Source organism: Idiomarina sp. 29L, from assembly GCF_004123135.1.
Classification (GTDB): domain Bacteria; phylum Pseudomonadota; class Gammaproteobacteria; order Enterobacterales; family Alteromonadaceae; genus Idiomarina.
On the sequence record NZ_SDJS01000004.1, the window covers coordinates 244,742 to 268,570 of the forward strand.

The 23,829-nt window shown below is 46.3% G+C and carries 24 protein-coding genes and 2 tRNA genes; 15 read left to right on the forward strand and 11 right to left on the reverse strand.

Features of this window, described 5'->3' with window-relative positions; translation table 11 throughout:
* Positions 1 to 93 precede the first annotated feature (93 nt).
* Positions 94 to 1,374 carry an acetyl-CoA hydrolase/transferase C-terminal domain-containing protein gene (locus EST55_RS10210; protein ID WP_129497373.1) on the forward strand — a complete coding sequence of 427 codons (1,281 nt, stop codon included), beginning with the start codon at positions 94 to 96 and terminating at the stop codon, positions 1,372 to 1,374.
* 67 nt (positions 1,375 to 1,441) lie between these two features.
* On the opposite strand, the gene EST55_RS10215 is transcribed toward EST55_RS10210, so the two are convergent.
* The gene (locus tag EST55_RS10215) at positions 1,442 to 2,143 is read right to left on the reverse strand and encodes an MOSC domain-containing protein (protein ID WP_129497374.1); all 702 of its coding nucleotides are present in this window, start codon (positions 2,141 to 2,143) and stop codon (positions 1,442 to 1,444) included.
* Between the two features lie 159 nt (positions 2,144 to 2,302).
* Here EST55_RS10215 and EST55_RS10220 point away from each other — a divergent pair, with 159 nt between their 5' ends.
* Both EST55_RS10220 and EST55_RS10225 read left to right on the forward strand, forming a co-directional pair.
* Entirely contained in the window at positions 2,303 to 2,992 is a 690-nt protein-coding gene (locus EST55_RS10220) for an aspartate/glutamate racemase family protein (protein WP_129497375.1), read from the forward strand.
* 99 nt (positions 2,993 to 3,091) lie between these two features.
* Positions 3,092 to 3,313 carry a TM2 domain-containing protein gene (locus EST55_RS10225; RefSeq protein ID WP_129497376.1) on the forward strand — a complete coding sequence of 74 codons (222 nt, stop codon included), beginning with the start codon at positions 3,092 to 3,094 and terminating at the stop codon, positions 3,311 to 3,313.
* Between the two features lie 34 nt (positions 3,314 to 3,347).
* Here the strand turns inward: EST55_RS10225 and EST55_RS10230 are convergent, their stop codons facing one another.
* Positions 3,348 to 4,241 (reverse strand): LysR substrate-binding domain-containing protein, encoded by an 894-nt coding sequence (locus EST55_RS10230; protein ID WP_100691744.1) that lies wholly within the window; start codon positions 4,239 to 4,241, stop codon positions 3,348 to 3,350.
* A 102-nt stretch (positions 4,242 to 4,343) separates the two neighbouring features.
* Here EST55_RS10230 and EST55_RS10235 point away from each other — a divergent pair, with 102 nt between their 5' ends.
* Complete coding sequence (locus EST55_RS10235) at positions 4,344 to 5,204, forward strand: DMT family transporter (protein WP_129497377.1); 861 nt, start codon at positions 4,344 to 4,346, stop codon at positions 5,202 to 5,204.
* On the opposite strand, the gene EST55_RS10240 is transcribed toward EST55_RS10235, so the two are convergent.
* The 5 genes from EST55_RS10240 to EST55_RS10260 form a co-directional block, all read right to left on the reverse strand.
* Positions 5,191 to 7,455, reverse strand: coding sequence for a GGDEF domain-containing phosphodiesterase (locus EST55_RS10240; protein WP_164976538.1), 2,265 nt, complete (start codon positions 7,453 to 7,455; stop codon positions 5,191 to 5,193). The two genes, EST55_RS10235 and EST55_RS10240, sit on opposite strands and share 14 nt — an antisense overlap.
* A 71-nt stretch (positions 7,456 to 7,526) precedes the next feature.
* Complete coding sequence (locus EST55_RS10245) at positions 7,527 to 8,030, reverse strand: DUF2919 family protein (protein ID WP_129497378.1); 504 nt, start codon at positions 8,028 to 8,030, stop codon at positions 7,527 to 7,529.
* The gene (locus tag EST55_RS10250) at positions 7,960 to 8,178 is read right to left on the reverse strand and encodes a DUF2061 domain-containing protein (RefSeq protein WP_100691741.1); all 219 of its coding nucleotides are present in this window, start codon (positions 8,176 to 8,178) and stop codon (positions 7,960 to 7,962) included. The genes EST55_RS10245 and EST55_RS10250 overlap by 71 nt, the downstream gene beginning before the upstream one ends.
* 108 nt (positions 8,179 to 8,286) lie before the next feature.
* The gene (gene uvrB / locus EST55_RS10255; RefSeq protein WP_100691740.1) at positions 8,287 to 10,320 is read right to left on the reverse strand and encodes an excinuclease ABC subunit UvrB; all 2,034 of its coding nucleotides are present in this window, start codon (positions 10,318 to 10,320) and stop codon (positions 8,287 to 8,289) included.
* Positions 10,313 to 11,671: an MATE family efflux transporter gene (locus tag EST55_RS10260; RefSeq protein WP_129497379.1), complete on the reverse strand. Its 1,359-nt coding sequence runs from the start codon at positions 11,669 to 11,671 to the stop codon at positions 10,313 to 10,315. The genes uvrB and EST55_RS10260 overlap by 8 nt, the downstream gene beginning before the upstream one ends.
* A 134-nt stretch (positions 11,672 to 11,805) precedes the next feature.
* On the opposite strand from EST55_RS10260, the gene EST55_RS10265 reads away from it, so the two are divergent.
* The 3 genes from EST55_RS10265 to EST55_RS10275 all read left to right on the forward strand — a co-directional run bounded on the left by EST55_RS10265 (position 11,806) and on the right by EST55_RS10275 (position 13,890).
* Positions 11,806 to 12,993: a pyridoxal phosphate-dependent aminotransferase gene (locus EST55_RS10265; RefSeq protein WP_100691738.1), complete on the forward strand. Its 1,188-nt coding sequence runs from the start codon at positions 11,806 to 11,808 to the stop codon at positions 12,991 to 12,993.
* Positions 12,994 to 13,711: 718 nt separating this feature from the next.
* Positions 13,712 to 13,788: transfer RNA gene (locus EST55_RS10270), tRNA-Asn, on the forward strand.
* 25 nt (positions 13,789 to 13,813) lie between these two features.
* A tRNA-Asn gene (locus EST55_RS10275) sits at positions 13,814 to 13,890 on the forward strand.
* Positions 13,891 to 13,919: 29 nt separating this feature from the next.
* On the opposite strand, the gene EST55_RS10280 is transcribed toward EST55_RS10275, so the two are convergent.
* A complete protein-coding gene (locus tag EST55_RS10280; RefSeq protein WP_129497380.1) occupies positions 13,920 to 14,936 on the reverse strand; it encodes a glycosyltransferase family protein in 1,017 nt (338 codons plus the stop codon).
* Entirely contained in the window at positions 14,933 to 15,442 is a 510-nt protein-coding gene (locus EST55_RS10285; protein WP_129497381.1) for a phosphatase PAP2 family protein, read from the reverse strand. The genes EST55_RS10280 and EST55_RS10285 overlap by 4 nt, the downstream gene beginning before the upstream one ends.
* A 193-nt stretch (positions 15,443 to 15,635) precedes the next feature.
* On the opposite strand from EST55_RS10285, the gene rsxA reads away from it, so the two are divergent.
* The 7 genes from rsxA to nth are packed head-to-tail and all read left to right on the forward strand — an operon-like array spanning position 15,636 to position 21,457.
* Entirely contained in the window at positions 15,636 to 16,217 is a 582-nt protein-coding gene (gene rsxA, locus EST55_RS10290) for an electron transport complex subunit RsxA (RefSeq protein WP_053952646.1), read from the forward strand.
* The gene (gene rsxB, locus EST55_RS10295) at positions 16,218 to 16,799 is read left to right on the forward strand and encodes an electron transport complex subunit RsxB (RefSeq protein ID WP_126751708.1); all 582 of its coding nucleotides are present in this window, start codon (positions 16,218 to 16,220) and stop codon (positions 16,797 to 16,799) included. It abuts the gene before it with no gap.
* Positions 16,796 to 18,436, forward strand: coding sequence for an electron transport complex subunit RsxC (gene rsxC / locus EST55_RS10300; RefSeq protein WP_129497382.1), 1,641 nt, complete (start codon positions 16,796 to 16,798; stop codon positions 18,434 to 18,436). Before rsxB ends, rsxC begins: the two co-directional genes overlap by 4 nt.
* Positions 18,433 to 19,491, forward strand: a complete 1,059-nt coding sequence (gene rsxD / locus EST55_RS10305) for an electron transport complex subunit RsxD (protein ID WP_100691733.1) — start codon at positions 18,433 to 18,435, stop codon at positions 19,489 to 19,491. Before rsxC ends, rsxD begins: the two co-directional genes overlap by 4 nt.
* Positions 19,488 to 20,129, forward strand: a complete 642-nt coding sequence (rsxG, locus tag EST55_RS10310; RefSeq protein ID WP_129497383.1) for an electron transport complex subunit RsxG — start codon at positions 19,488 to 19,490, stop codon at positions 20,127 to 20,129. Before rsxD ends, rsxG begins: the two co-directional genes overlap by 4 nt.
* Positions 20,126 to 20,812 carry an electron transport complex subunit E gene (locus tag EST55_RS10315; protein ID WP_088767777.1) on the forward strand — a complete coding sequence of 229 codons (687 nt, stop codon included), beginning with the start codon at positions 20,126 to 20,128 and terminating at the stop codon, positions 20,810 to 20,812. Before rsxG ends, EST55_RS10315 begins: the two co-directional genes overlap by 4 nt.
* A 9-nt stretch (positions 20,813 to 20,821) precedes the next feature.
* Entirely contained in the window at positions 20,822 to 21,457 is a 636-nt protein-coding gene (gene nth, locus EST55_RS10320; protein ID WP_129497384.1) for an endonuclease III, read from the forward strand.
* Between the two features lie 5 nt (positions 21,458 to 21,462).
* Here nth and EST55_RS10325 read toward each other — a convergent pair whose 3' ends face one another.
* Positions 21,463 to 22,359, reverse strand: coding sequence for an OmpA family protein (locus tag EST55_RS10325; protein WP_129497385.1), 897 nt, complete (start codon positions 22,357 to 22,359; stop codon positions 21,463 to 21,465).
* A 140-nt stretch (positions 22,360 to 22,499) separates the two neighbouring features.
* Here EST55_RS10325 and rnt point away from each other — a divergent pair, with 140 nt between their 5' ends.
* The gene (gene rnt, locus EST55_RS10330) at positions 22,500 to 23,138 is read left to right on the forward strand and encodes a ribonuclease T (protein ID WP_129497386.1); all 639 of its coding nucleotides are present in this window, start codon (positions 22,500 to 22,502) and stop codon (positions 23,136 to 23,138) included.
* Positions 23,139 to 23,200: 62 nt separating this feature from the next.
* On the opposite strand, the gene EST55_RS10335 is transcribed toward rnt, so the two are convergent.
* Positions 23,201 to 23,806, reverse strand: a complete 606-nt coding sequence (locus EST55_RS10335; protein WP_088767774.1) for a peroxiredoxin C — start codon at positions 23,804 to 23,806, stop codon at positions 23,201 to 23,203.
* Between the last annotated feature and the right edge of the window lie 23 nt (positions 23,807 to 23,829).

Below are 23,829 nucleotides of genomic sequence, written 5' to 3' on the forward strand. Positions count from 1 at the left end.
AAATAAGTATCACTTACTGGGTAAATACCCTCACACGCAAAGCGGTTATACTTCTGATCTCGCTCAATACTTCTCGCTAAAAAGGAAGCCGTAATGAAAGTTAATTCAGCTGCAGAAGCGCTCTCGATTATTAACGATGGTGATGTTATTTGGTGTCAGTCGATGGCGGCCACACCCTATAAATTACTGGAAGGTCTGAAAGAAGTCGCAAAACAACGAAAAGACCTAACACTACTGCAGCTGCACACGGAATACAGCGAAATACTTTGCGACCCGGAGCTTAAAGGGCACCTTCGCCAGCGTGCTTTTTTTGTTGGCGCTTCAACTCGTCAAGCCGTGAATCAAGGGCTAGCCGACTATGTCCCTATTTTCCTGTCTGAAATTCCTAAGTTATTTCGCTCAGGTGAGCAGCCGCTGGATGCGGCTATCGTTCAGGTATCACCACCGGATAAACACGGCAACTGCAGCTTAGGGATTTCGGTTGAAGCAACTCGGGCTGCATTGCAAGTGGCAAAAAAAGTGGTTGCCTGGATAAACCCTAATATGCCTCGGACGCATGGCGACGCGCTAGTTTCCTTAAAACGATTTGATCGCTACTTTGAAGAAGCTGCCCCTATTCCATTGCACCAGCAACCAGCACAAAATCCCATTACACAAAAAATTGGTGAGCGCGTTGCCGGTCTCATTGACGACGGTGACTGTCTGCAAATGGGCATTGGCGCCATACCCGATGCGACGCTAGCGTGTCTGCATCATCATAAAGACTTGGGCATTCACACCGAAATGTTCTCTGACGGGGTATTGCCCTTAGTTGAGCGTGGCGTCATAAACAATAGCCGTAAGCGTAAGCACCGTGGCCGCATTGTCACCACTTTTGCGATGGGTTCTCAGGCACTTTATGACTTTGTTGATGACAACCAGGAAGTTTTTTTCCTTGATGTTGAGTACACCAATGACACCTCGGTGATTCGCCAAAACAAGCAGGTTATGTCTATAAATAGCGCCTTGCAGGTCGACCTGAGCGGTCAGGTTTGCGCAGACTCTATTGGCACTAAAATATACTCGGGCGTCGGCGGGCAAATGGACTTTGTACGCGGCGCCAGCTTATCGGAAGGTGGTCGCTCGGTTATTGCTCTGCCTTCAACAGCCTGCGGCGGCACTGTCTCACGCATTAGCTCACTGCTTGCGCCAGGCGCCGGCGTGGTCACCACGCGTGCCCATGTTCATTACATTGTTACTGAACATGGTGTCGCTAACTTACGCGCCAAGAGTATGAGTGAACGCGCGCGCGAACTGATTCATATTGCCGACCCGAAGTTCCGTGAAGAACTGGCAAAAGCGGCTTATGACGACTGGGGATTGAACATAACTTAGTTAACTGTTAACCGTTTACGCGGATGCCCACTCGACAGAGTTAACACTCTACTGATTCGGGTGGGTATCAATAACGAGCCGGCCCATCAGTACGAGCAGAGAGATCGAAATCATCATTGTTTTTATTTAGTGCATTAGAGTACTTTCGCTCAGCAAGGCGAGCCCACGACTCAGGTAGCGGCAACGCCTTTAACTGCTCCAGCTCAGTCAGTGGCACATCCCGCTCATAAAGCGTTCTGCAAATACGGTATAAGTTCCAATCTGGATACGGTCGCTCCCGTAAAGCGATAGCATCTCCAGCTTTTAGCTCACCAGGTTTAAGCACCCGAAAATACCAACCAGTACGTCGCGTATTTTGCACATGCAAAGCCATATCCTTTACATCAAATCGATCATTCAGTTTCCAGCAGGGCTGTCTGCCCTGACTTACTTCAAATACAACACTCCCGATCTGGTATTGGTCCCCCAGGCAGACCGTTTGTTCAGTTAACCCAGTTGTGTGAAGGTTTTCACCAAAGGCTCCGGGAGTATTCAGTACACTTTTGCCGCCAATTGCGGTTTTCCAGTACTCATAATGTTCACTGGGATAACAGTGTACTGCCTTGTCTTTACCTCCATGCACCCTGGGATCGCCGACTTCATCACCAACCAGTCCCAACTCATTCACTTCAATACCCCCCGTTAACATGCGCTTGTCGATAGCGCTAAAAGTTTTGGGGCGTGTGTAAGCTTTCGCTTTGCCTGACAACACGGCTAATACAGACGGCATAAATATAAATTCCCTATTATTAAAGCTTGGTAAGCACCATACTTCTTTTTATGTGTCTAAGAAACATACATTAGACATTTCTGATATAACCATCTTGTTAACCTTATCAATAAACTAAGCTACTCTGATTATCTATAACACAACGTAATGGAAGGCGAGATGAAAACAGTCGGCATTATTGGCGGTATGAGCTGGGAGTCCACCAGCACTTATTATCGCCGTCTAAATCAATTAATTAATGAGCGGTTAGGCGGTTTGCATAGTGCTGAAATTTTGCTTGCCAGTGTCGACTTTGCACCTATTGAAGAAATGCAGAGCAGAGGTGACTGGGAGGCTGCTGGGAGAGCTTTGAAAGCTAAAGCCCAACAACTTGAAAAGGCTGGAGCTGACTGTATTGTTATTGCAACCAACACGATGCACAAAGTCGCCCCTGAAATTGAGGCGGCTATTTCTATTCCGCTTATCCATATTGTTGATGCTCTGGCCAACCATCTTAAAAAGAATGAAATTGAACGAGCTGGACTTTTAGGCACTCGTTTTACTATGCAACAGCCATTTTATAAAGAACGTCTTGAACAGCAAGGTATAAGGGTTTTAATACCCAAAGAGGATGACAGCAAAACTGTAGACAGCATCATTTTTAAAGAGCTTTGTCACGGTCAATTTACCGATGATGCACGGAAACAGTATCTAAAAGTTATTGATGACCTCTCAGCTAAAGGCGCCCAAGGTGTTATTTTAGGCTGCACCGAAATCGGCTTACTCGTACAGCAAGAGCACTCTGCACTACCACTGTTTGATACCACCGAAGTTCACTGCCAAGCCCTAGTCGAATGGATGCTAAATTAAAAACTCTTGAATGAAAGAGTTCCTACCTGCATATTATTAAGGTGTTAATTCTTCGTTAATTAACACCTTAGGATATAACAACAACATTTGGAGTTCTTTATGGATCCTGTAGAAGTCAGTCCGCACAGTCGCGTTGTTTTGGCGATTGTTTGCTTTTTCCTGGGTAGTTTGGGTATTCACCGCTTTGTCGTTGGCAAGGTAGGCACTGGCATTTTAATGCTTCTAACCTTGGGTTTCCTAGGCCTTTGGACGCTTATCGACTTTATCGTTATTCTGGTTGGCGGCTTCCGCGACAAGCAAGGTCGATTGGTTAGAAATTAAGCAATAGAGCGTGCCTGGCGCACGCTTCTATCTCCTAACGATTTCTGCACAAGGTTACTAACCAATCCCCCAAGGCTTCTAGCCCCGGACTTTTTGCGGTTGATGACGGATAGACAAAATAGAAGCTGTCGTCTGTACGAATACTATGGAAAGGCAATTCAAAGAGACTATTTTTCCGCTCTTCTTCGGTGGTCATAAACTCATTTAAAAGCGCAATGCCCTGACCGTATTTAGCCGCCTCTGCCGCTAACAATAAATGACTGAAGTGATGCACTTTTGCGGTTTTAGGGAGTCGTAATGACACCTTTTCGAACCAACGTTGCCAGTCGGTACCCGGCTTACCGTTTGCGAAAGCAGAAATTGCTGAAAGCAAAGGAAAACGAGCCAATTCAACAGGCTCGGTAATGCGATGCGCTTCGGTCCAAACCGACTTAGAACAGTAAGGTTTCAGTGTTTCATCGTACAAATGATAGCGTTGGTACCCCGTACCCGGCGGTTGTGTGGTAATAAAACAGTCCGCCCACTGACTGTCGAACTGACCATCCTGAGTCAGCATTTGCAAGGTTAAATCAATATTTGGGTACCGCTCTCTGAAGTCATCAAGTGCTGGAATTAACCATTTAACAGCCAGTGATCCATGAATGGCCAAGCGTACTTGCCGTGTGTCATTTTCTTTCACGTTGCGTGTTGCGCTTTCGACTAACTCCAGCGCACCAACCACTTCTTGGAAATAGCTCTGTCCAACCGCGGTAAGCATAACGGTGCGGCCTTTGCGGACAAACAGTGGTTTACCCAAATAGGACTCTAATAATTTAACCTGATGACTGACTGCACTTTGAGAGACATGCAACTGCTCAGCAGCCCTGGAAAAACTCTGTAAACGGGCCACTTCAACAAAGTAATGTATCGCTCGGAACGGAACACTCACTATCTAAATATCTCATATAATGATTATTTAATATCATTATATTTTATATAAAGTGTTTCGTACAATGCTCACACTTTCAAGCAGTTTAACGGAGGTGTTGGTATGGATCGTTCCCTTATATTAGCGGTATTGCTTTTGGTTCTTGGCAATAATGTGGTCATTCTGTCTGACTCTCTCATTAAACTGCTTGATGGTTTTGAGGCACCATTTCAATTTGTGCTGTTCCGGCAGCTCAGCGCGACGCTTATCTTATTGCCGGTCATTCTTTATTTTCGCAGACCCCTATTGCCTAAAAACCTGCGTTGGCACGCAACCCGCGCACACATATTTTTAGTGGGTACAGTATTTATGGTGGTGTCTTTAACGACGCTACCGCTGGCAACCGCTAACGCGATTTTTTACGCAGCGCCATTAATTACGGTCGTTTTTGCACGCCTGTTATTTAAAGAAAGAGTGACCATTATTTCTTTGGCAACAGCCGCTTTAGGCATGGTGGGCGTCATTGTTATATTGAACCCGAGCGGCGCCAATATCTTTGCCTTAGCGGCACTAGTGGTGGCGACCACGCTGGCTCTTAACAACTTGCTTATTAAGAAACTACCGACGCAACACGGTATTATCGACACTTTATACCTGACAAATTTGTTAGGTATTCCAACCGCTCTGATTCTGGCGCTGATTGAGTTTGCGCCTTTTGACTGGAATGTCCTGTTAATTGCGGTGGGCTCGAGTTTATTTTCAATGATTTATGCGGCAACCTGCGTTTATGCCTACCGTGCAGCGGACAGTAACCAAGTCACCAGCGCAGAATACACAGGGCTACTCGGGGCGGTATTTTTCGGTGTTGTGTTCTTTGCCGAGCAACCCGATATGCGATTTTACATCGGCTCTATGTTGATTGTGGTGCCACTAACCGTGCTAACCACAATGAACTCTCGTTCGAGAGTAGTCAAAGCCGACTAGCCAGAGAAGACGACACAAATACGCCATTATTCTCTCTAAGCTGCTGTTCATATGACGCTTTGCTCAGTGGCTTAGAGAAATAGAACCCCTGAAATTCAGAAAATCCAATCTTGATCAGTGAATTTAACTGTTCCTGAATTTCAACACCTTCAACAACGCAACTTATATCTAACTCTTCACAAATCCTGTGAATACCTTTTACTAAATTATATTGGCGATTAGACAGGTGAACTTGACGAATAAGAGTGCGATCGAGCTTTAGCTTTTTGATTGGATAATAAGCCAAACGAGTAATACTTGAGTAACCAACACCAAAATCATCAACAGAGACTTTAAATCCCCACGATTGCAGCTCTTCAATAATCTTTAGAGAGTCAACGACATCAGACTCTAAGCACGACTCTGTTAGCTCTAGTTCTATTTGGGTAGGCTTCACAGAAAAGTCAGCCAAATGTTTTACAAGTTTCGATATAAAATCAGGTTGAGAGAAATCAAGGAACGAAATATTTATCGCTACAGTGGGCAAAGGCATATCTTGTTCCCGCCAGTTCGCAATAGCCGCACAAACTTTTTGGACAACGAGATCAGTCAGTCGACTGATCATCCTGTACTCTTCTGCGATAGGGATAAATTTAGCGGGAGAAACATGCCCCAAAAGCCGGCTATTCCAGCGTGCTAAAGCCTCTAACCCTACGCATTTTCCGCTACTATCAACCTTTGGTTGAAAATGAATATCCAATTCACTCTGCGATATTGCTTCGTCTAAAAGAATAGAAATTTCATGTTGCTCAACAAAGTCTTCCGAGTTTTCAGCATCGTAAAGGCTAAAAACTTGATTGTTTGAAACAAATTTAAGCGACTCGTTTGCAAACGAGACTAACTCACCAGACAGCTTACTGTGCTCGGGGAAGCTAGCCACCCCAAATTTGAAGGATTGTTGAGATCGCACTCCCTGTGATACATATTCTCTGTCTAAGGCATTCTTTAGCTCTGAAAGAATATTACTCAGATTGTGACTGAACTTACCTGGCAGGATGAAAACTAATTGATTGAGTGAAATACTCGCGATTAAACAGGGATTAAGTGAATTTTTCTTTAACCTGTTGTAGCTGGATACTAAAAATTGTTTAACAACTTCGTCCCCATGTTTTAAACGAAGGTAATCCGTGCTTTCACTTTGAGCAACGACAACGTAAAAGTCTCTCCCTGACTTTGTTATAAGTTTACTACACTGTAGTTCAAACCACTCTTTGTTTGGTAGGTTCGTTTGCGAATCGATATATCTAAGTCGCTTATTTTGATTTTCTAACTCCGTTAAATGGCCTTGTAAGCGCTTTTCTTGAGTACAGTCTACAAATTCATACACATAAGACTGAGCATCAGGTATCAATAGCTTAACTACTCGCTGATAAGTATTCTCGTGCGAAATAATTTGGTGACCTGAGTTTAAGCTTTCCTCACTCAGTTCAGAGAAAAGCTCCCTAATAGAAACATCGCTGCTTTTTATGTTCTCATTAAGAAAAAATACTTCTTTTGCTCTTCTGTTAAAGTCAATAATTATTCCGTCACAATCAGCAACGATTTTAGGGCGTCGTGATTCGGCAAAAAAAACGCGATATAAAGCGTTTTTGTTTTTTAGCCCCTCGTTAACTTGTATAACCTGATCATTCAACCTTTTAGCTGCGACTATGGTTCTCCCAAATGCTAACGGTATACACACGTTAAAAAAAACAAACATGGTTCCCGAGATGTACCAAGTCACGTTAGGAAACTGAACTTCAGGTTGCGCAAAAAAAGCGAGGTTAATATTATTCGAAATAAGAAGAAATGGGATGATATTAATCACGCCATAAAATAACGCAACGCGGCCGCTTATAAGCATCAAGGCAATTAAAGGGCAAGCATACATCAGCATAGAACCGATTTGAGCTAACCCGGGGTCTGCTAAAAAAAGATTACAGGCCGTACTGGCTCCAACAATCGTTAACAATAATAAATGGGCACAAAAACGATAGTAGCCGCTGCTAAGCCATAATAAGCCAAGCATCGCAATGAGAAATGAGGAAGTTATTACCAAAATATGGGTCAAGTTTGCGTCGACAGCGTCACTAAAGCTGTTAAGAAAAACAGCAAGACAGAGAATCATTCCGGAAAAAAGAATAATTCTTAATGCGCTAACTCTCCAGTAAGGAACATTACTATCTGAGTTCCCTTCTTTATAAAATAAGAAAAAACGATTTAAAAAGCCCATATAACAACTTGTTCGTTAACGAGTAACCATTAAAGAGCTTTATCTTAATGAAATCAATCTTTTATTGTTTTCTAAATGTTACTTAGGTGGGAGCGGTAAAAGCGCCAGCGGCGAGAGTTTAATAAATACCAAATACAAATAAACCAACCAAAGACAATGGCGGCACGTCCAAACGAGAACGCCCCATAGCTCTCGACAAAAAGCCAGCCTATTAGTACCGCATCAACCAGTAAAGAAAGCATCAATAACGGCTGGGCGAATCGCATAACAGCATTTGCCCAGTTGCGGTCATCTTCAGCCGCAAAAGCGGTCGCCAAAAGCACCACTAGAGCCGGTAGGCCCACCAATAACATGACACCGAACTGCTCGGTGTTGGTATAGAAGAGTTTGAGAAGTCGAGTTCGATCTTCCGCGAAGGTGATGGAAATAATGCCGGCGACATAGCCGCGCATTTGAAACAAAATGACAAGCAGGAGCGAGAGCGGGAAGCTCGCTCTGCCCTCTTTATCCAAGTAACGTGCTTTCTCGTACAGTTGTTGTCCGGCGCTTGTCTGTGCGCTGCCAGATTTTTTCATGGAAATAATAACCTACTGTATTTACTAACGGTTCTATCAGCGCCACTGCGCCCCCAAGAACCACGTCACCTGTCATTAACCATACAACGCTAAACGCGATGGTAAAATGCATAATACCAAATGAAACGGTTTTCGCTGCGTCTTTCATAGATTCCTCCCGCATGACCTTTATTTTATTCTGGTCGATTGGGAGGTTTATATCTAACAGATAAAACCGATAAAGCTGTTCGCTACCATCAATGCGCTTACTGGCAAATTATACGGCGCGCTTTAGTTGTTCTCGCAACTGTGCAATGTCATCTCGCAACTGCCCAGCTTTCTCAAATTCGAGATCCTGCGCTGCTTGATACATTTGCTTCTCTTTATTCTCAATTTCTTTTAATAACGATTTGGTGTCTTTTATCACCACCGTGCGTGCATCATAGCCTGATGCGACTTCCGCCAGAGCTTTGTCCGCTTTACTCTTACGAGCAGACGCACTGCCCTGCCCCAAATCCATGACATCGGTAATTTTCTTATTCAAGCCTTTCGGCGTTATGCCATGCTCTTTGTTAAACGCAATCTGCTTTTCACGGCGGCGTTCAGTTTCATCAATCGCCCGCTGCATTGAGCCGGTAATGCGGTCACCGTACAAAATCGCTTTACCATTCACATTACGTGCGGCTCGACCGATGGTCTGAATCAGAGAGCGATCGGAACGCAAGAAGCCTTCTTTATCGGCGTCTAAAATCGCCACCAGCGACACTTCCGGCATATCCAAACCTTCACGCAGCAAGTTAATTCCGACCAGCACATCAAACTCGCCTAATCGTAAGTCACGAATAATTTCCATGCGCTCGACAGTATCTATATCCGAGTGCAAGTAGCGGACTTTTATCCCATGCTCATCCAAATAATCGGATAAATCTTCCGCCATTTTCTTGGTCAGCGTGGTTGCCAATACACGCTCCCCCTGCTCTGTGCGTAAACGTATCTCTGACATCAAGTCATCAACCTGCGTCGCTACCGGGCGTACTTCAATCGTTGGATCGACCAACCCTGTCGGTCTAACGACCTGCTCAACCACCTCGTTACTGCTTCGTTCAAGTTCATACTTACCAGGCGTTGCTGAAACATAGATAGTTTGCGGTGCTATCGCTTCAAATTCGTCAAATTTTAACGGACGGTTATCCAACGCTGACGGTAACCGGAACCCGTATTCCACCAAGTTTTCTTTACGAGAACGGTCGCCTTTGTACATAGCGCCGACTTGCGACACTGTTACATGAGACTCATCGATAATGAGCAACGCATCATCCGGCAAATAGTCCATCAACGTCGGGGGCGGCTCGCCCGGCGCGCGGCCGGATAAGTAACGGGAGTAGTTTTCAATGCCCGAGCAGTATCCGAGCTCTAGCATCATTTCAATATCGAACTGAGTACGCTGATTAATACGTTGCTCTTCTATCAGCTTATTTTGCTTCAGTAATATATCGCGACGATCTTTCAGCTCGTCTTTAATCTTATCAATCGCTTTGACCAGCACTTCACGCGGCGTTACATAGTGTGTTTTCGGGTAAATCGTTGCGCGGGCGACGTCCTTCTCTGTAACTTGCCCTGTCAATGGCTCGAAGAAGCTGATTCTGTCAACTTCGTTATCAAACAACTCGACACGTACTGCCATCTCTTCCGATTCGGCCGGAAAAATATCAATCACTTCACCACGAACGCGGTACGTACCACGTTCAAAAGCGGCATCGTTTCGCTTGTATTGAAGCTGAGCTAAACGACGCAAAATATCGCGCTGGTCAATAATGTCGCCGCGACGTAAATGCAGCATCATTTTCATGTATGACTCTGGGTCACCCAAACCATAAATGGCCGACACTGACGCCACCAGCACAACATCCCGGCGTTCCATCAACGCTTTCGTCGCCGACAAGCGCATTTGTTCTATGTGGTCATTAATGGAGGCATCTTTTTCAATAAAGGTATCGGTCGTTGGCACGTAGGCTTCGGGTTGGTAGTAGTCATAGTAAGAAACAAAGTACTCCACCGCGTTGTTCGGAAAGTACTCCTTCATTTCTCCATAAAGCTGGGCAGCGAGCGTCTTGTTGTGTGCAAGTATTAATGTTGGGCGCTGCGAGCGCTCAATCACATTCGCCATTGTGAAGGTTTTTCCCGAGCCAGTAACACCCAGTAAGACTTGATGAGCTAAGCCTGCATCCAAGTTATCGAGCAAACTGTCAATGGCTTTCGGCTGGTCGCCTGCTGGCTTATACTTGGAAACCAACTGAAATGACTTAGCCATGCTCCCTCCTGAGTTCTTTTGAAAACCATACATAGGCAATGGTCGCCGTTAGCAGATTTGCCACCACACCGCCAATAAAGAGACCGGTTAAATCCGCCAGCAAACTACCGAAATACGACAACGGTACGAACAATACAAATAAGCGAATAATGCTCAGCCATAATGCATTCATCGGCTTATGCACTGCGTTAAAGCTTGAGTTTGTCAGAATAATTACGCCCTGTAGTCCATAACCCAACGGCATAATATAAATAAACAGCTTAACAATGTCGGCTACCGCCTTTTCTTCGGCAAAAGCCATCGCTATCCAGTGCGCCGTTGCGAGCATGAGCAAGTAAATAACAGCCTGAATCATCAGCACTGACTTTAACGCAGTACGATACGCCTGCTGCACCCGATCAATCCTGCCGGCACCATAGTTTTGGCTTATTAACGGCGGCAGCGACATCGATAAAGCCAATATAATAACACTCGCCAGAGACTCTAAGCGCGAGCCAACTCCAAAGGCGGCAACCGCAGGCGCACCGTAAGCGGCAACAATCGCTGTCATAACCGACATAGCCAGTGGAGTGAGCATATTCGCACCGGCGGCGGGCATGCCAATTTTTAAGACCTCTCTTGCGGACTTCACCCAAGCGGCCACAAAACTGAGCCCGTTAGCCGGCGTAAAAGACACCAACTTATTACGACGCAACAGCCAGAAAACTAAAAATACCCCGCTAAACCACGATATAACGCTGGCTAATGCGGCTCCTTCAACGCCCATCGCTGGTATTGGCCCCCAGCCGAAGATTAAAATCGGATCAAAAATGGCATTTGCCAGACCGCCTGAGGCCATAATTAATGAAGGCGTTCGGGTATCGCCTGCGGCCCGTAAAACTGCGTTTCCTACCATTGGCGTGACTAACATAACGCAACCAAAAAACCACAGCGTCATATACTCCCGAATAAGCGGCATGAGCCTGGTTTGAGCTTGCAGCAGACTAAAGATAGGCTCCATCAACACATAACCAATGACTGCCAGCGCGGCAACCAGCAACGCAGAGACAGAGAGTGCCGAGAAACCGTCAAAATGGGCTTCATCGGGTCGGTCAGAGCCATACTTTCGGGCAATAACAGCGGACGTGCCAATGCCCAGACCAATGGCCAGGCTCACTACAGTAAACGTGACGGGAAAGGTAAAACTAACAGCCGCTAATGGGTCGGTGCCCAATAAACTGATAAAGAAAGTGTCGACAACATTGAAGCTGATAAGGGTGGCCACACCGAAAATAACAGGCCAGGTCATTTCCCAAAGCTTCTGTCCTACCGGCGCGCTGATAAGACTTCGTGATGCGTCGGCAGCTGCCATTCTAATCCTCCTCAGTTAAGTAGCCCAGTAGTGTAACTCAGACCGCTGTTTGTGGCTACGGAGAATAGACTTTAACCGCCCTAATCCGTATAGTATTGGGCAATTCTCCTCTATCTGAAAAACAGGATCTGAACGTGGATTATCAACTTTCCGACCGTATCAACTCGATTCAACCATCACCGACACTAGCGGTAACTCAAAAGGCAAATGAACTTCGCCAGCAAGGCAAAGACGTCATTGGTCTAGGCGTTGGGGAGCCAGACTTCGATACGCCCGAGTTTGTTAAAGAAGCCGCTATTCAGGCAATTAAAGAGGGCAAGACAAAATATACGGCTGTTGATGGCATTGTTGAATTAAAAGACGCTGTTATCAGAAAGCTGCAGCGTGACAACAACTTAAACTACGAGCGCAACGAAATTATCGTTTCCTCGGGGGGTAAGCACAGTATCTTTAACCTGTTAAGTGCTTGGTTAAACCCGGGGGACGAAGTCGTTATTCCTGCGCCTTACTGGGTTTCTTACCCGGATATGACCAAGCTGGTGGGGGCTGAGCCAGTTATTGTGCAGGCAGGCATTGATCAGCGTTTTAAAATCACGGCCGAGCAATTACGTGCTGCGCTAACAGATAAAACCCGCCTAATGTTCATTAACAGCCCGTCAAATCCAGCGGGCACTGCCTACACGGCAGACGAGTTAAAAGCGTTAGCAGATGTATTGCGTGACTATCCAAATGTGCTTATCGCAACCGATGATATGTATGAACATATTCTCTGGTCGGACTCAGCTTTTGCAAATTTACCGATGGTTGCCCCCGATCTTAAAGATCGTACGGTAATTCTTACCGGCGTGTCCAAAGCCTATGCAATGACAGGCTGGCGAATTGGCTACGCTGCAGGCCCGGCACCGATTATTGCTGCGATGAAAAAAATGCAATCACAAAGTACGTCCAACCCAGCCAGTATCAGTCAATATGCCGCCTCCGCTGCTCTCGATGGCGATCAAAGTTGCATAAAGACAATGGTGACCGCGTTTAAAGAGCGTCACGATTATTTAGTCGAGGCCTTAAATGCAATTGACGGTATCGACTGCGTGCCAGGCGATGGTACGTTTTATGCGTTTGCGCACATCGAAAAGCTGATGCAAAAAGCCGGAACATCTGACGATGTCTCGTTTTGCGAAAAATTACTCTCTGACGCTAATGTTGCACTAGTGCCAGGCTCAGCCTTTGGTGCTGAAGGCTATTGCCGATTATCGTTTGCAACGGACCTCAATACGCTAAAAGAAGCGGTCAAACGCATTAAAACTTTTGCAGAAAACTTATAAAAAATAGGGTTTTGGTGCTAAAAAATAATCTAAGCACCAAAACCCTTCTCTTTTCTGACTTTATTTATTCCTATCTGTTAAATTTCTCACTTATTTTCATTTGACGCTTTTATTACAAATTAACAAAATTCACTACGATCCTTTCCGTGCCTTTTCTTTAAATGACTTACAGGAAGTCAAGAGAAAAAACTCAAAAATTTGATGGTGAACAGGACCAATTTTCAATCAATTTAACTAAGAAATACACAAGTTGCTGATTCTGTACGCATTGCTTGTCGAACAATCCATCAAACTGAACAAATGTTCATCGATATCTTATAAGTTAATGATTTTTATAGATATATTTTTATTTAGGCAATTTTTAACCATTCCAAAAATGGCGCTCAACACCGCGTAAACCGTATTATTTAACAGAGTTAAACACAGGGTTATCCACAGAATCCGTGGATAAGATCCTACAGCCTTTAACCAACGGGCAATTCAGTGATCTGTGGATAATCACATCAGCGATCGGATTATACCTAATGTTATAGCCGCGATTATGACCAAAGCTTGACATTGTTAACAGCGAGGTATAGACAGTTGTTTCGAACAATTTAGACTATTTTCCTAAATTGTTGAGTTTTTCAGCAGACGAGTCCATTTCCCTAAAAAACCTTGATGGAACAGTTGACAGTCTAACACAGTAGCTTTAATATTCGCAGCCGTTAAACGTTGTTCCCCAGTAGCTCAGTTGGTTAGAGCGGTGGACTGTTAATCCATGTGTCGTTGGTTCGAATCCAACCTGGGGAGCCAAGCAACGTTTACAGAACTTATCTATTCCCCAGTAGCTCAGTTGGTTAGAGCGGTGGACTGTTAATCCATGTGTCGTTGGTTCGAATCCAACCTGGGGAGCCAAGTTTCAAAGAACGCTTTCCTAAGATTCGCTAAATCCCCCAAAGTCTTTTACTTAAGTCCCGAACCGACTCCTTTGCACCATCAGTTATCCAATTCGCCAAATGTTTCGCAACGTTAGGCCATTGTATGTGGGTGCTTTGACGGCTCTTTAGCGCCTGCTCAATTGAAACATAATTCACGCTTGTCAAAACCGTCGCCAGCCCTTTTCGCGCTAGTATTTCAGCATTCTTCTGTTGCTCAAATTGACCAACCAGAGGCTTAATGATGAGCGCCTTCCCTTCTCTTAACGCTTCACAACTCGTTTCAAAGCCTGCATTTGAGATAACCGCTGATGCCCGGCCAAAGTGCCCTGAAAACTGTTTCCTGGACGGCGCAAAGCATTCAATATGTCCATAACTGCACCGCGTTAACTTGGGGTGAAAGACTGAGAACTCATAATCATCCAGAGGGTAAAGCGCATTAATGATCACTTCAGGATCCTCAAAAGGCAAGTACACAACAATTCGTTGTGCTAAGCCGCCCTCACAGTCGTCACCTGACTCTTTAACGACTGGAGGTATCGCATTGCCGCATTCGACCCAATGCATACCAACGGGTGTGGTGCACGGTGCAAATTGCTTAATAATTTGGCGTTGCCACAAACTCAGTGTTTTATAAAGATCGGGTTCAAGAAATGCGTACTGACGCCCTAAGCCAATACAACGAACTCCTGCGCGTTTCGCTGCCCAGGCACTAATAGGCTCATAGTCGGTAATAACCACGTCGTACGATGTCACATCCAACGCCTTAACATCCTGATAAAATTGTTTCCAATTATTCGATAGGACCGTTTTTCGACGTTTCAACGCGCCATTTTCAGTGACAAAAGACAACCCGCCGAAGCTCTGATAAGCGCCAAAAACATCCATATCAAATACTCCGGTATTTCCGCGCCCGGAAATCAGGTAGTCAACGTCAACAGGCCGTTGTTTTAAGTACCCTGCCAGGGTATGGCTTCTGGACAAGTGTCCGTTCCCTGTACCTTGAATGCCATAAAGAATTCTCATAGCACTAGCTCCCAAATCAACATAGCAAGCAAAGCACCGGCTACAATATCCGAAGGAAAATGCACACCCACAATGATCCGTGAGAGGCCAATGGCTGACGCCCACACGTAGCAAAGAAAGCCAAACTCGGGAAAGTGGAGCCCGGTTACGCCTGCGAATATAAAGGCTGCTGCGGTGTGGCCGGATGGAAAACTGAATCTATCAGAAGCGACGATCAACGCGGCCAGTGATAAGCCTAAGTCGCAAGGGCGGCGGCGTTTGAAGCTGCTTTTTAATAGCCAGTAAATGGGCAGTTCAATGAGAAAGGCGAGCAATAAATGTTTGAAATACGCGGTTCCAGAGTCATGCAGTAAAACGCTGCTCAGTGCGATAGCAAAGTATGCATAGCCATCACCTGAACGCGAAACCCAGACCGCGAATCGTCCGGCAACTGGACGCCCTCTTATGCCTGAAAACAAACAATAGCAGTAGGTATCGAAACGCTGTAAATAACTGAGCAGTACCATGGCTTTTATACCGTTTTAACCCCAGTTGCAGCCACTTTGCCAGCCATTTATGACGTTTTTTATGCGTTAGCGTGACAATAAAGTGACAATTTACCGATATTCACCGATAAACCCCGCCCAAAGGCGGTTGTTTATAAGCCACAAAACGCCGATAATATGCCCTCTTTATTTTTTCACTGTTGCGGACTGCTCAATGACCGACTATTTGCTGCTATTAATTGGCACAGTATTGGTAAATAACTTTGTGCTCGTTAAGTTTCTTGGCTTGTGCCCATTTATGGGTGTGTCCAATAAACTCGACACCGCTATTGGCATGTCCGCTGCAACTACTTTCGTACTAACGCTGGCGTCGGTTTGCAGTTATTTGGTGAATGAGTATTTACTTGAGCCGTTGGGGCTTATGTCACTGCAAACGCTGAGCTTTATTTTGGTGATTGCGGTCGTGGTTCAGTTCACTGAAATGGTCGTGCATAAAACCAGCCCGACTTTGTACCGTTTGCTGGGCATATTTTTGCCGTTAATCACAACCAACTGCGCGGTATTGGGTGTGGCTTTGTTGAATATTAATGAGCAGCACAACTTTGTTCAGTCAATTGTTTATGGACTGGGCGCTGCCATTGGCTTTTCTTTGGTTCTTATTCTTTTCTCAGCCTTGCGCGAACGTCTGGCTGCAGCCGACGTACCAGTCACGTTTAAAGGATCTGCGGTTGCGATGATAACAGCCGGCCTTATGTCTCTCGCCTTTATGGGCTTCAGCGGATTAGTGAGCAGTTAAATGAGTGTATTGGGAGCGGTAATTACACTTGGTATTCTAGCGCTGATATTCGGCGTTATTCTGGGCTTTGCGGCGGTGAAGTTTAAGGTGGAAAGTGACCCTATCGTTGACCAAATCGACGAAATTCTTCCACAAACCCAGTGTGGTCAATGCGGCTATCCCGGCTGTCGTCCATACGCAGAAGCCATTGCAAACGGTGACGATATTAATAAGTGCCCTCCCGGTGGCGAGGCGACCATAAAACAGTTAGCCGATTTAATGGGCGTTGAGGCGAAACCGTTAGACTCAGCCCACGGTGAAGAGGACGTAAAAAAGGTGGCCGTCATTCGTGAAGACGAATGCATTGGCTGCACCAAGTGTATTCAAGCTTGCCCGGTCGACGCTATTCTAGGTGCCGCCAAACAAATGCACACCGTTATTGAGCACGAATGCACAGGCTGCGACTTATGTGTTGAACCTTGCCCAGTCGACTGCATCGACATGGTCGCCGTGAAGGCTAGTCCGGAAACCTGGCAATGGGACCTCGATACAGTTAAAGAAAACATCAAAAAGAACAGCATTCCGGTGAAGGTGGTTGAATGAGCCATTCAGATAACAACACCATTTATGTATCGAGTAACGTCTCTGGACACTTCCCTGGTGGCATACACCCTCCGGAGAGAAAAGCGCCGGCGTGCAACAACTCCATACGTTCACTGCCTTTACCTGACGAGTTAATACTACCGGTACGTCAACACATTGGCCCATCGGGTAATTTACTGGTTGAGCCCGGCCAGAGAGTTGATAAAGGTCAGCAGCTAACCGAGGCCAGTTTGAGCTTGGGGCTACCTCTACACGCCCCGACGTCCGGTATTATTCATGCGATTGAAGAACGCCCAACGGCACATGCGTCGGGTCTACCCGAACTTGCCATTGTAATAAAGCCCGACGGCGAAGATCGCTGGGGCAATAAACACGCCATCCCGGACTACCGGGAAGTTGAGGTTTCTCGCTTACTTGAACTGATTCAACAAGCCGGCATCGCAGGTTTGGGTGGGGCTGGTTTCCCAACCGCACAAAAACTGGCACAACAAAAGCCTTTACGTCATCTCATTATTAATGGCGTTGAGTGCGAGCCTTATATTGCCGCAGACGACGGACTCATGCAGGCATACGCAGACGATATTGTTGCGGGTGTAAAAATTCTGCAGTACATCACCCATTGTGACTCTGTGCTTTTTGCCATAGAAAATAATAAGCCCAAGGCTATTGATGCTATTCTCGCTGCTATTGGGGACGATTCACAAATAGCATTGAAAGTTGTACCAACCAAATACCCTTCGGGTGGCGAAAAACAGCTTATTGAACTGCTCACCGGTGAGCAGGTTCCCAGTGGTAAGTTGCCAATGGATATCGGTTTTCTCATGCAAAATGTTGGCACCGCTTATGCCGTCAAACGCGCTATTATTCATGGTGAACCATTACTGGAGCGTGTTGTGACGATGACCGGCGACGCTATTGCGAAGAAACGCAATGTCTGGGCATTGTTAGGGACTCCCATTGAGCACTTGTTGAAAGAGTCAGGGTTTACCGCCCAAACCAAACAACGCGTGATTATGGGTGGACCAATGATGGGTTTTACACTACCGAGCATTGAAGTTCCGGTAATAAAAACCACTAACTGTGTTTTAGCGCCGACAGAGGAAGAGCTTCCTGCCCCCGGACCTGAACTGGCCTGCATTCGTTGCGGTGCCTGCGCCGATGCCTGCCCTGCAACCCTACAACCTCAGCAACTGCAATTATTGGCCAAAGCAAAAGACTACGATGCGTTAGACGAGCAGAACTTGTTTGACTGCATAGAGTGCGGCGCGTGTGCCTATGTTTGCCCCAGCGAAATTCCATTAGTGCATTATTATCGTAAAGCGAAAGCAGAGATACGCAACATTGCCCGGGAAAAAGCCAAAGCTGAGCATGCGCGTCAGCGTTTTGAAGCGCGCCAAGAACGTTTAGAACGTGAAAAACAGGAGCGTTTGGAGCGTCATAGAAAAGCAGCCGAGGCGCGTAAAAAAGCTCAGGCTGAAAAAGCCGAGACGCCAAGTTCGGACAGTAAAGAAAAGCCGGAGTCAGGCGGCAAATCGGCGGCAGTTGCAGCCGCTATCGCCCGCGCTAAAGCTAAAAAGGCCGCCCAGGCACAAAAAGCCGATGAAGAAAATAGCTCAGCGAAAGGAAATGAGTCATGAGTTTTAAAATAGCATCATCGCCTCACGGACATAGCCAGCACAGCACCAGCAGCATGATGCGCTGGGTCTGTTATGCGCTCGTGCCGGGCGTCTTGATACAAAGCTACTTCTTTGGCTTCGGTGTTTGGTTTCAAATCGTTCTGGCAGTCATTACCGCGTTGCTCGCTGAATCGGCCTGCATTATCGCGCGTGACCGCCCTGCCATGTCAGCCCTGCGCGATAACACTGCATTGGTTACAGCTATTTTATTAGCCATCAGTATTCCGCCGTTAGCCCCCTGGTGGATCATTGTTATCGGTACGCTGTTTGCTATTGTTGTTGTGAAGCACGTTTACGGTGGCATGGGCCAAAACCTGTTTAATCCTGCTATGGCGGGTTATGTATTATTGCTGGTCTCTTTTCCGGTACAAATGACCAACTGGCTACCGCCATCAACAATAGGTGAACATTCACTCACACTATGGCAGACACTGCACACCATTCTGTTTGAATACACACCCGCGGGCTACAGCGTCGAACAGCTGCGCGCCGGTATCGACGGTGTTACTATGGCGACGCCATTAGATGCTATAAAAACCGGACTAACCCAGGGTTTCACCCTAACCGAGATATATGACAAACCACAGTTTAGTTTCTTAGCAGGAGCAGGCTGGCAATGGGTTAACCTTGGCTTTCTCATTGGTGGCTTGTTACTCATACAGCAACGTATTATTAGCTGGCACATTCCTGTCGGCGTTATCGCTGGGCTGTGCGTGCCGGCCTTCTTTGCTTACCTGTTCGCACCGGACTTAATGGCGGGTCCTATCGTCCATGCACTGAGCGGTGCAACCATGCTAGGCGCATTTTTCATTGCAACCGATCCGGTATCAGCAGCCACATCAAACCGAGGCCGAGTGGTTTTTGGTCTATTAATCGGTTTGCTGGTGTTTATTATTCGTAGTTGGGGGGGCTACCCCGACGGCGTTGCATTTGCTGTGCTGTTAGCCAACATGTGTGTGCCTATTATTGATCGTTATACAAGACCAACCGTGTATGGTCACGGAGAGCGCAAATGACCATTAATAGTATGCAGAAAAACGGCCTGATATTGGCTGCCTTCGCAGTGATTGCCACGGCTTTAGTGGTGGGCGTACAAGTGCTCACTAAAGATAAAATAGCGCAACAACAACAAGCTCAGGTACTGCGCACTTTGAATCAGCTTATTCCGCCCGCTATGCACGACAACGATCTGTATGAGTCCTGTCGTCTGCTGACTCATGCCGCTCTTGGCAGCAACGAACCGCACCCAATGTATCGAGCCTGGGTTAACGATGAACCCACCGCGTTAGCCGCCGAAATTGTTGCACCCGACGGTTATTCCGGGGCCATTCGTTTATTAGTCGCGGTAAAGCCCTCAGGGGAGTTACTTGGTGTCAGAACATTGCGCCATCAGGAAACGCCAGGGCTTGGCGACAAAATAGAAATAGAGAAAAACGACTGGATTACGTCGTTTTCAGGCAAACGAGTGAAATTCCAAGACGATGATCGCTGGGCGGTAAAACGCGATGGTGGCATGTTTGATCAATTCACAGGCGCAACCATTACACCGCGTGCGGTGGTTGGCGCTGTTAAACGAGCCACACTCTATTTAGAAGAAAACGCAGGCACATTATTCAATGCTGAGCTTCAGCGCTGTCAGGAGGCCGCACAATGAACGAGTACAAAGAACTGACTTGGCAAGGACTTTGGGACAACAACCCAGCGCTGGTACAATTACTGGGGCTATGCCCGTTGCTGGCAGTCACCGCCTCTGTAACCAATGCGATGGGACTTGGCTTAGCCACACTGTTCGTTCTTATTGGCTCTAATGTGACCGTTTCACTGGTGCGTAGCTTCGTGCCTCAGGAAATACGTATTCCAGTCTTTGTTATGGTCATTGCTACCTTTGTGACCGTTATTCAACTGCTAATGAACGCTTATGTGTTCGAGCTGTACCAGTCGCTCGGTATTTTTATTCCGCTTATTGTTACAAACTGCGCCATTATCGGCCGTGCTGAAGCTTACGCCTCTAAAAACCCTTGGCAGAAAGCGGCGTTCGACGGGTTGATGATGGGCATCGGTTTTGCACTGGTACTAATGCTGCTTGGCGCTATGCGTGAAATTATTGGTAATGGCACATTGTTCGACGGTGCTGAACTGCTACTTGGGGACTGGGCGGCCCAATTACGAATTGAGTTATTCACCGTTGACTATCCGCTTCTGCTCGCCATATTGCCGCCAGGCGCCTTTATTGGCATGGGCTTTATCATTGCCCTGAAAAACCGAATTGATGCTATAAAAGCCGAGCGAGCAGAGAAGAAAACCGTCACCCGCGCCCGTGTAACCGCACAACAATAACAACTACTTATGAATAAAAATAAGCGCTACGAAATTTTAAGCCGTCTTCGCGACAATAACCCAAACCCAACCACAGAGTTGGAATATGAAACGCCGTTCCAACTACTTATCGCCGTATTATTGTCTGCTCAGGCAACCGATGTCGGGGTTAATAAAGCAACACGTAAGCTATTTCCGGCCGCTCCAACGGCTGAGGACATGCTGGCCCTGGGGGTTGAGGGGATAAAAGAGTACATAAAAACCATTGGTTTGTTTAACTCGAAAGCCGAGAATGCCTACAAGACCTGTAAGATTCTGGTGGAGCAGTACGGTGGTACAGTGCCGGAAGACAGAGCCGCGCTGGAAGCTCTACCGGGGGTCGGACGTAAAACGGCTAATGTCGTTTTAAATACCGCGTTCGGTTGGCCGACCATTGCCGTTGATACGCACATCTTCCGCGTTTCTAATCGAACCAAATTGGCACCAGGGAAGAACGTGAAAGAAGTGGAAGAAAAACTGATAAAAGTGGTGCCAAAGGAATTCAAAGTCGACGTACACCACTGGCTTATTCTACACGGTCGCTACACTTGTATTGCCAGGAAACCCCGTTGTGGCTCGTGTATTATTGAAGACTTGTGCGAGTTTAAAGACAAAACCAGCGATTGAGCCTGTTAAAGCTCAATCCCTGAGGGTTTTGCGAGCTGTACGATAACCCGGCGGTTTAACTGTCGGTTAATCTCGTTGTCATTTGACTTGATAGGTCGATCCTCACCGTGACCAACAGTTTTTATGCGATCAGCCGCTATACCACGCTCAACAAAAAACGTCTGTATTTCTTTGGCTCGCTGCTCTGTCAGCTCCTGGTTTGGTCCCCGCGCACCGAGCGAATCTGTGTAAGCATCAACAAGGACAAGCTCAAGGTCATTGTCGACTTTCAAGTAATCGCTAATTTGCTTTAACTTACGCTGTGACGATACGGTCAGTTTTTCACTGCCATCTTCATGATTCAACACCGTGTAAGCAATATCTTCAAAGCTAAACGGGAGTAACGCGTTGACACAACTTAAGAAGTCATCGTATTTATTGCGGAAATTCACCGAGGACAACGACACAGCCACCTGATCACGGTTGTTATACCAGTCGTCGTAGAAAAAAGTTGGATACCGACCTTTTTCCAGTTCGCTTAACAGTGTCCAGGCTAATTGCTTTTGTAACTCGCCATTAAACTGTTTATAAAGCTGCATAGAGCCAATTTGGTAACTTGCTTCACCCGGACGCCAGCGAGGTGGCACAGATTCAATCACCGAGACACCATAGCTGTCAGGCAACTTTCTCATGTCCATTTTCATACGCAAGTTGAGCTGTTTACTTGCTTCGCTTTGAAAGCGAACTTTACCGTAGCGCGGAATTTCATGCTCTAACGCACATTCCAGCCGAGTATCTTCACTTAGCTGCCACGACGAGCTATCAAGATCAGCGCTATAATGCCTAACTGCATTGGCGTTTGCCTGGCTTGTTGCCAGCAACACTGAAGCTGCAGCCGCAGTTAACATCGGCCAGTTTTTCATAGGCACTCCGGTTCAAAGTTCGAATACGCTTTTATCGGCATTTATTCGCCGCGCTTTAGCGTTTCTCTCAGCATTGTCGATATATCTTTGGCATAATAGACGCCAATTGAGATAACCACTTAAATAACTAAAGGGTCTTTATGTCTGACACTTCTGAGTCGCTAATGAAGAAACGGTTTCGTGGCTATATGCCGGTCGTTGTTGACGTTGAAACTGCGGGTTTTAACGCAAGAACAGATGCCCTTTTAGAAATAGCGGCGGTACTGCTGGACTTTGACAGCGACGGTACGTTAAAGCCGGTTGATTCAGTGCATTATAACGTCGAACCTTTTGAAGGCGCCAACATAGAACAAGCGGCTATCGATTTTAACGGCATTGATCCAGATAGCCCCCTGCGCGGCGCAGTCGCAGAGTCAGAAGCATTACGCGAACTGTTTAAACCCATTAGAAAAGCACAAAAAGCAGCAGGTTGTCAGCGCTCAGTTCTGGTCGGTCATAATTCGAATTTTGACCATAGTTTTGTCATGGCTGCGGCTGAGCGAGCCAATTTAAAACGTAATCCGTTTCACCCCTTTGTAAGCTTTGACACTACGTCATTAGCGGCTTTGACACTGGGGCAAACGGTACTGATAAAAGCTTGCCAGGCTGCCGGAATTGAGTTTGATGGGAAACAAGCGCACTCCGCTCTTTATGACACAGAGCGTACGGCAGAGTTATTCTGCTGGATGGTCAACCGTTGGAGAGATTTAGGTGGCTGGCCACTGGCTTCTAATGACTAACTTTAGAAACACAAAACAAAAAAGTCGCTCCTCGGAGCGACTTTTTTACTATCATTAAACGCTTATAGTTTGTCAGCGTTTTTAGACAGGTAAGAAGCAACACCTTCAGGGTTGTCTTTCATGCCTTCTTTACCTTCTTCCCAACCTGCTGGGCAAACTTCACCGTGTTTCTGGTGGAAGTTCAATGCGTCAACCATACGCAGCATTTCGTCGATGTTACGACCTAATGGTAAGTCGTTAACAACTTGGTGACGAACCATACCGTCTTCGTCGATCAGGAATGAACCACGGAACGCAACGCCTGCTTCTGGGTGCTCAACGTCATACGCTTTACAGATGCTGTGACGTACGTCAGCAACCAATGGGTATTTCACCTGACCGATACCACCATCGTCAGTTGAGGTGTTACGCCATGCGTTGTGCGTGAACTGAGAATCGATAGAAACACCGATAACTTCTACGCCACGCTTATTGAATTCTTCTAAACGCTTGTCAAAAGCGATTAGCTCAGAAGGACATACGAAAGTGAAGTCCAGTGGGTAGAAGAAAATAACTGCTTTTTTGCCTTTGATATGGTCAGACAATTTGAAATCTTCAACAATTTCACCTGAGCCAAGTACCGCTGCTGCAGTAAAATCAGGTGCTTTACGACCTACTAATACAGACATTGATTCTCTCCATTTCAGTTAAA

Excerpts from the sequence above, each read along its gene's own strand:
- EST55_RS10210 (WP_129497373.1), top strand. The coding sequence starts at position 94 with ATGAAAGTTAATTCAGCTGCAGAAGCGCTCTCGATTATTAACGATGGT.
- EST55_RS10215 (WP_129497374.1), bottom strand. The coding sequence starts at position 2,143 with ATGCCGTCTGTATTAGCCGTGTTGTCAGGCAAAGCGAAAGCTTACACA.
- EST55_RS10220 (WP_129497375.1), top strand. The coding sequence starts at position 2,303 with ATGAAAACAGTCGGCATTATTGGCGGTATGAGCTGGGAGTCCACCAGC.
- EST55_RS10225 (WP_129497376.1), top strand. The coding sequence starts at position 3,092 with ATGGATCCTGTAGAAGTCAGTCCGCACAGTCGCGTTGTTTTGGCGATT.
- EST55_RS10235 (WP_129497377.1), top strand. The coding sequence starts at position 4,344 with ATGGATCGTTCCCTTATATTAGCGGTATTGCTTTTGGTTCTTGGCAAT.
- EST55_RS10240 (WP_164976538.1), bottom strand. The coding sequence starts at position 7,455 with ATGGGCTTTTTAAATCGTTTTTTCTTATTTTATAAAGAAGGGAACTCA.
- EST55_RS10245 (WP_129497378.1), bottom strand. The coding sequence starts at position 8,030 with ATGAAAAAATCTGGCAGCGCACAGACAAGCGCCGGACAACAACTGTAC.
- EST55_RS10250 (WP_100691741.1), bottom strand. The coding sequence starts at position 8,178 with ATGAAAGACGCAGCGAAAACCGTTTCATTTGGTATTATGCATTTTACC.
- uvrB (WP_100691740.1), bottom strand. The coding sequence starts at position 10,320 with ATGGCTAAGTCATTTCAGTTGGTTTCCAAGTATAAGCCAGCAGGCGAC.
- EST55_RS10260 (WP_129497379.1), bottom strand. The coding sequence starts at position 11,671 with ATGGCAGCTGCCGACGCATCACGAAGTCTTATCAGCGCGCCGGTAGGA.
- EST55_RS10280 (WP_129497380.1), bottom strand. The coding sequence starts at position 14,936 with ATGAGAATTCTTTATGGCATTCAAGGTACAGGGAACGGACACTTGTCC.
- EST55_RS10285 (WP_129497381.1), bottom strand. The coding sequence starts at position 15,442 with ATGGTACTGCTCAGTTATTTACAGCGTTTCGATACCTACTGCTATTGT.
- rsxA (WP_053952646.1), top strand. The coding sequence starts at position 15,636 with ATGACCGACTATTTGCTGCTATTAATTGGCACAGTATTGGTAAATAAC.
- rsxB (WP_126751708.1), top strand. The coding sequence starts at position 16,218 with ATGAGTGTATTGGGAGCGGTAATTACACTTGGTATTCTAGCGCTGATA.
- rsxC (WP_129497382.1), top strand. The coding sequence starts at position 16,796 with ATGAGCCATTCAGATAACAACACCATTTATGTATCGAGTAACGTCTCT.
- rsxD (WP_100691733.1), top strand. The coding sequence starts at position 18,433 with ATGAGTTTTAAAATAGCATCATCGCCTCACGGACATAGCCAGCACAGC.
- rsxG (WP_129497383.1), top strand. The coding sequence starts at position 19,488 with ATGACCATTAATAGTATGCAGAAAAACGGCCTGATATTGGCTGCCTTC.
- EST55_RS10315 (WP_088767777.1), top strand. The coding sequence starts at position 20,126 with ATGAACGAGTACAAAGAACTGACTTGGCAAGGACTTTGGGACAACAAC.
- nth (WP_129497384.1), top strand. The coding sequence starts at position 20,822 with ATGAATAAAAATAAGCGCTACGAAATTTTAAGCCGTCTTCGCGACAAT.
- EST55_RS10325 (WP_129497385.1), bottom strand. The coding sequence starts at position 22,359 with ATGAAAAACTGGCCGATGTTAACTGCGGCTGCAGCTTCAGTGTTGCTG.
- rnt (WP_129497386.1), top strand. The coding sequence starts at position 22,500 with ATGTCTGACACTTCTGAGTCGCTAATGAAGAAACGGTTTCGTGGCTAT.
- EST55_RS10335 (WP_088767774.1), bottom strand. The coding sequence starts at position 23,806 with ATGTCTGTATTAGTAGGTCGTAAAGCACCTGATTTTACTGCAGCAGCG.